This window comes from Nautilia sp. (assembly GCF_053994455.1).
Map to the genome: position 1 here is coordinate 1 of NZ_JBMYAU010000123.1, position 5,966 is coordinate 5,966.

The window sequence follows — 5,966 nt, forward strand, 5'->3', positions numbered from 1 at the left end:
TTAAGTTCATCTAAAATATTATTTTCTTTTTGGTTTTTGATCACTTCAAGAGCATTTAATTTTGCAAGTTTTATTAGGCTTTTTCTCTCTTTTGTAGTAGGGGTTATGATGTTGATTTTTTTATTAAACTTTTCGCTTAAAACCTGACTTAACCATTCTCTTTCTTCAAAATCGTCTCCGACTAAAATTTTGTTTGAGGTAAACGGTGTTTCGGTTGAATAAAACTCAAGTATTGCTCTTGTATAAATTTCTCCTATTTCGGGTATAGTTTGAGAATTGATAACGGAATTGCTGCTTGCAACCACTTTTCCCTGTCTGACGAATATCCTGATAACTACAGCTTTTTTATTGAATATTTCAACAGCAAATATATCTAAATCTTCAAGTTTTGCCAAATCAACGTGAGAATAAATTTCAGCGCTTTCAATGGATTTGATTCTGTCCCTTATTTCCGCAGCTTCTTCAAACTGCAGATTTTCGGCGTATTTTTGCATTTTTTGGTTTAAAATTTCAAGTATTTTTTCTTTATCATGTATAAGTGCTATCGCCTGATTGACATATTTCATATATTCACGGCTTGTAACCTTGCCAACGCATGGAGCCAAACATCTCCCTATCTGGTGATATAAACAAGCCTTACTGCTTTTTAGACAGTTTTTTGATTGAACAAGAGGTATTTCTTCATATATCGTTTTTAGTATCGCACTTGCACCGCTGCTGAATGGTCCGAAATATTTTATGTTTTTGCCTTTTACCACTTTACGCGTAATTTGTGGCATCGGAAAAGGCTCGTCAAGATCGATGTATATATAAGGGTATGTTTTATCGTCACGAAGTAAAATATTATATTTAGGTTTTAGCTGTTTAATTAAAGAATTTTCAAGTATAAGAGCGTCGTTTTCATTTTCTACCACTATATAATTTATATCTTTAGCTTCACTAATCATTTTATATATTCTGGGTGACAAATTATCCGCAGGTCTGAACGGGTTAAAACGGAAATAGCTTTTTACACGTTTTTTAAGGCTTTTTGCTTTCCCTATGTATAAAAGTTTTCCGTTTTCGTCAAAATACTGATAAATTCCGGGCTGATCGGGTAAGGATTTTATTTTTTCACTAAATGACAATGCATGCCTTTTTTAGTGAAATTATAATAAAAAAGGAAGAAAATCAGTTTCTTCCGAATGCTCTTTTAATGATGTTTTCATCAGGTTTCGTAAGAGCTGTTACTATCAGAAGTGTTATCGTAGAAAGTGGTAAAGCAATTACAAGGGCGTCAACAAAAGCCCATTTGCTGTGTCCTAAAATTGAATTAACACCGAAAAGTGCTTTTGCCACTCCTAAAGATTTAGCTTCTTTGAAGTGGCAGAAAAGAAGCCAGAATGATGATGTTAAAAACCCGACAATCATACTGGCAATTGCCGCTGGTTTTGTAATTCTTTTAAAGAAAAGCCCGAATATGAAACTAGGTAAGAAAATAGAAGCGCAAAGTGCAAAGAATATAGCCGTTGACCTGGCGATAATTGCCGGTGCTTTTTGGAATTTATAAGCTAAAAATACTGAGAATAAAATTACGATAACAATACCGATTTTTGTCCAAAGAGTTGTTTTTTCCCTGTCTGCTCCGAGGCTTTCAAAAATATCCCTACCGACAGCCGTACCCATTGTGTGAAACTGGCTTGATAGGGTTGACATTGCCGCTGAGATTAGTGCGAAAAGGAATATAAAGCTAAACCAGTGAGGCAGTGCGCTGTTTATAAAGTGAGGTATAACTTTTCCGATAGCTCCCGCAGCCTCAAGAGAGTTTTTACCACCCATATTTTCAAAATACCATGCGTTTGTAAGGCTTCCGACTATAAAAATAACACCTGTCATAGCTAAAATAAAAACACCACCAACTAAAACTGCTCTATTAAGTTCTTTTTTACTTTTAACAGTCATAAATCTAACGATTAACTGAGGTTGGGCTAGAACACCTATACCAACTCCTAATGTAATAGTGGTAATTACAAAAAGCCATCCAGGACTCATAAACACAGGCATTTTGTTCCATCCTTCAAATCCCCAAAGCTGTGATAATTTCATCATAAAATCACCGCTTCCTGGAACTAACTCTTTTAATGATACGCCCGAGAGTCTATCAACTACCGTTACTTGCCATACGTGATCAAGTTTGGCAAATGCTGCGTCAATTCCGCCAAGAGAACTTACAACCATAACGATTAAGAAAACCATAGCAATAAACATAATACTTCCCTGAAGGGCATCCGTGTACATAACGCCTTTGAGCCCTCCGGCCAATACGTAAGCCGTAATTATAAGTGAAAATATCAAAAGTGCGATATGGTAATTTACACCGAAATAGACGCTTAAAAACTGAACGCCGCCGATTAATACCGCAGTAGCGTAAAGCGGCATAAACGCTAAAATAATTACCGCCGCAAATATCTGAATAAATTTAGAATCATATCTTTTCCCTAAAAATTCAGGAAACGTATGAGCGTCAAGTCTTAGTCCCATTTTTCTCGTAGGATTTCCAATGAAAACAAAAGCGATAAACACACCTACGAAAATGTTAAGAAAAGTCAGCCACAAAAGCGAATTTCCAAGCCAAGCCGCAACACCGCCGAATCCGACTATAGCCGCAGTTGAAATGAAAGTGGCTCCGTAACTTAACGCCATTACGAAAGGATGGGTGTCACGACCCGCAAGTAAATAATCGGTTGAAGTTTTTGTTTTTGAATATCCCATCCATCCTAGCCATCCTACCGCTACTAAATACAGGATGATTATTGCAATTTCTAAAAAACTCATAACAACTCCTCATTTATTTCTTTTTCTTCTTCAGCCCACTTTGCAAGCAGAACTTCATTACTTTCTTCATCACCCTTGTTCCAATTGATAATTCCGTAAACTACACAGAGTAATGCACTGAGTATCGTCAGCCAGAAAGCCAGACTGACACCCATATCAAAATGCGACATTTTTTCTCCTTTTTGTTATCATATCAACTAAATTTTACCTAAATTTATGAAAATTAATCAAAAATTAAAAAAATTTTTGCTATCATTGTTTAAATTCTACACAAAGGTGAAGTATGAAGTTGACATTAATGGGAAATGAAGCTATCGCCTACGGGCTTTTGCATTCAAATACTAAAATGATAAGCGGTTATCCGGGAACTCCCTCGAGCGAGATACTTACAACCGTACAGAAAATAAAAAAAGATCTGCCAATTTACGCAGAGTGGGCTACGAATGAAAAAGTCGGCTTTGAAGTCGCATACGCCGGGGCGGTAGCCGGTGTAAACGCAGCCGCAACGATGAAGCAGGTCGGGCTGAATGTGGCAAGCGACGCACTTATGAGCGCCTCTTTTATAGGAAACAAAGGGGCATTTGTATTAATTGTGGCGGATGATCCCGGGTTTAACTCTTCCCAGACGGAGCAGGACAGCCGGGAGTTTGCCAGGTTTGCCAGAATTCCCGTGGTTGATCCGGCAACCCCTCAGGAAGCTTACGATTTTACGAAACTTGCAAGTGAAATTTCCAAAGATTTTGAAATTCCCGTAATGCTCAGAACCGTTATGAGGGTTTCACATTCAAGGGAAATCGTGGAAATTGATGGTGATTTTGAATTTAAAGACACCGAAGGCAGTTTCAAGCGTGATATTCCGAGATGGGCGGCGGTTCCGAGAGCCGGAAGATTAAAACAGGCTTACGAACAGCTTGATAGGATAGATAAAATAAGAGAATATAATTATAATGAACTGATAAAGCCTAAAATAAAAGAACTTAAAGGAACTAAAAATCTTATTGTTTCAAGCGGGACGGCTTACGGTTATGTAAAAGAAGTTTTGGAAGAACTCGGGCTTGATATAGATCTTTTAAAAATTGATATGCCGTATCCTCTACCTGCGGATAAACTTAAAGAACTTGTTAAAAAATATAACAAAGTTCTTGTGGTTGAAGAGACTTATCCTGTAATAGAAGAAGAAATAAGATGCGAAAACGTTTACGGCAGAATGAGCGGGCATATGCACCAAATAGATGAGATGAACAAAGAAAGGGTTCTTGAAGCGTTAACAAAAATAGGTTTTTACGAAGGTGAAAACATTTATAAACCTGTATTTACGCCCGAAAATCCTAAAATGAGAAAACCGAATCTATGTCCCGGATGTCCTCACAGGGATGTATATTTTGCAATTAAAAAGGTATTCAGACCGAAAAAATCGATTTATCCTTCAGATATCGGATGTTATACGCTTGGAATCAATCTTGACGCAATCGATACCGTTTTATGTATGGGTGGAAGTGTATCAATGGCTCACGGATTTTCCATAGCGGATAAAAACAAAACGGTTATTGCGACTATCGGGGATTCCACGTTTTTCCATTCGGGAACGGCTCCGCTTATAAACGCCGTATATCAAAAGGCTAAATTCATACTTGTAATACTTGACAATTCTACTACCGCAATGACAGGCCGCCAGACTACACCTGAGAGGGCTACAAGCGGTGAAGTGGATATTAAAAAAGTGGCCGAAGGATGCGGCGCGGAAGTTATGGAATATTTTTACAAACCAGATATTAATGAGACAATCAATTTCTTTAAAGAAGTGAAAAAAAGATTCGACGAAACCGACAGACCGCTTGTGGTAATCAGCCGTCAGTACTGTGTACTTGATAAAGAAAGGGCCACTCAGTTTCTTCCGGGAATTTTTGCTACCGTTGATGAGGAAAAATGTGTGGCGTGTGATGTGTGCACAACTCAATACGTTTGTCCTCCGATGCATTACAACGAAAGAGGCAAAATCGAAATCGATCCGCTTTTATGTATAGGCTGCGGTGTATGTATAAGCGGTATATGTCCGACGGACGCATTTATTCCAAGAAAGGATGAAAAATGAAATATCAGATAGTTGTTGCGGGATTCGGAGGACAGGGAGTTGTCTTTTTGGTAAAGGTACTCAGTATATGTGCCGGTAAAAAAGGGTATAAATTTTTAGGAACTGAAAATCACGGAATGAGTCAGAGAGGAGGAAGTGTAAGCTCTCATATCAAAATAGGGGATTTTTACAATCCTTTAATTGATCTCGCCCAGGCTGATTTGCTGATAGGACTTGACAAAGATGAAGCAATCCTCAATCTTCCATATCTTAAAAGAGGCGGAAATGTAATAGTAAATGCGGACGAATTTCCTGAAATTGACGCAAACGTGTTTGCCGTGAATGCAAACGGACTGGCGGAAGAAGGGATTTTTGACGCTAAAGGGCTTAATGTCTTTATGCTGGGGCTGACTTTGGCAAGAGTAAAGGATTTCCCTTTCAGTGTGGATGAGGTAAAAGCGGCGATTGAAGAGATAAATCCTAAATTCGCCCCTCAAAACTTTGATATTTTAAATAAAGCGCTTGAATATGGAAAAAATTAAAACTTTTTTTGCCGAAGGCAGGGAATTTTCCAAAAATATAGGAATAGAACTTTTGGAAGTGCATTACGGGTATGCAAAAGCTGCCCTTAAAATAACAGAGTTTCATCTTAATCAGGCCGGTGTGGCGCACGGCGGGGCGATATTTACCCTTGCCGATTTCGCTTTTGCGGTTGCAAGCAATTCGTTCGGAAAGGTGTCTTTGGCCATCAACACATCCATATCCTTTATTCACGCAGGAAAACTCGGGGACAAACTGATAGCTGAAGCCAGACTCGTGGATGAGAGCAACAGACTCGGAACTTATGAAGTGATAATAACAAACGGTGAGAAAAAAATAGCGTTTTTTACGGGAACGGTTTATAAAACTAAAAAAGATGTGATTTGAAATGTGAAATGTTTCAATGGAAAATGGAAAATTCAAAATTGAGAATTAAATATTTATGTAAAAAAATATTCGATATAAAAACAAAAGGAGGAAAAAATGATATGGAATAAAATAGAAAGTGCAAGCAGGGAAGAAATTGAAAAAGTTCAGTTAA

The 5,966-nt window shown here is 37.9% G+C and carries 6 protein-coding genes; 3 read left to right on the forward strand and 3 right to left on the reverse strand.

Features of this window, described 5'->3' with window-relative positions; translation table 11 throughout:
- The 3 genes from uvrC to ACXJIE_RS08590 form a co-directional block, all read right to left on the reverse strand.
- Window positions 1-1,127: excinuclease ABC subunit UvrC (uvrC, locus tag ACXJIE_RS08580; RefSeq protein ID WP_456480559.1), on the reverse strand; the 1,127-nt coding region annotated here is incomplete at its 3' end.
- A gap of 43 nt (window positions 1,128-1,170) precedes the next feature.
- Window positions 1,171-2,814, reverse strand: coding sequence for a sodium:solute symporter family protein (locus ACXJIE_RS08585; protein ID WP_456480560.1), 1,644 nt, complete (start codon window positions 2,812-2,814; stop codon window positions 1,171-1,173).
- The gene (locus tag ACXJIE_RS08590) at window positions 2,811-2,984 is read right to left on the reverse strand and encodes a symporter small accessory protein (RefSeq protein WP_456480561.1); all 174 of its coding nucleotides are present in this window, start codon (window positions 2,982-2,984) and stop codon (window positions 2,811-2,813) included. Before ACXJIE_RS08590 ends, ACXJIE_RS08585 begins: the two co-directional genes overlap by 4 nt.
- A gap of 113 nt (window positions 2,985-3,097) precedes the next feature.
- On the opposite strand from ACXJIE_RS08590, the gene ACXJIE_RS08595 reads away from it, so the two are divergent.
- Genes ACXJIE_RS08595 through ACXJIE_RS08605 form a run of 3 tightly spaced genes read left to right on the forward strand, consistent with a single transcriptional unit; the run spans window position 3,098 to window position 5,812 of the window.
- Window positions 3,098-4,906: a thiamine pyrophosphate-dependent enzyme gene (locus ACXJIE_RS08595; RefSeq protein ID WP_456480562.1), complete on the forward strand. Its 1,809-nt coding sequence runs from the start codon at window positions 3,098-3,100 to the stop codon at window positions 4,904-4,906.
- Complete coding sequence (locus tag ACXJIE_RS08600; RefSeq protein WP_456480563.1) at window positions 4,903-5,427, forward strand: 2-oxoacid:acceptor oxidoreductase family protein; 525 nt, start codon at window positions 4,903-4,905, stop codon at window positions 5,425-5,427. Before ACXJIE_RS08595 ends, ACXJIE_RS08600 begins: the two co-directional genes overlap by 4 nt.
- Window positions 5,414-5,812, forward strand: a complete 399-nt coding sequence (locus ACXJIE_RS08605) for a PaaI family thioesterase (protein ID WP_456480564.1) — start codon at window positions 5,414-5,416, stop codon at window positions 5,810-5,812. Before ACXJIE_RS08600 ends, ACXJIE_RS08605 begins: the two co-directional genes overlap by 14 nt.
- The last annotated feature ends 154 nt before the right edge of the window (window positions 5,813-5,966 follow it).

Bases quoted from the DNA above. Each gene is read 5' to 3' on its own strand.
- ACXJIE_RS08605 (WP_456480564.1), top strand. From the start codon at position 5,414: ATGGAAAAAATTAAAACTTTTTTTGCCGAAGGCAGGGAATTTTCCAAA.
- ACXJIE_RS08600 (WP_456480563.1), top strand. From the start codon at position 4,903: ATGAAATATCAGATAGTTGTTGCGGGATTCGGAGGACAGGGAGTTGTC.
- ACXJIE_RS08595 (WP_456480562.1), top strand. From the start codon at position 3,098: ATGAAGTTGACATTAATGGGAAATGAAGCTATCGCCTACGGGCTTTTG.
- ACXJIE_RS08590 (WP_456480561.1), bottom strand. From the start codon at position 2,984: ATGTCGCATTTTGATATGGGTGTCAGTCTGGCTTTCTGGCTGACGATA.
- ACXJIE_RS08585 (WP_456480560.1), bottom strand. From the start codon at position 2,814: ATGAGTTTTTTAGAAATTGCAATAATCATCCTGTATTTAGTAGCGGTA.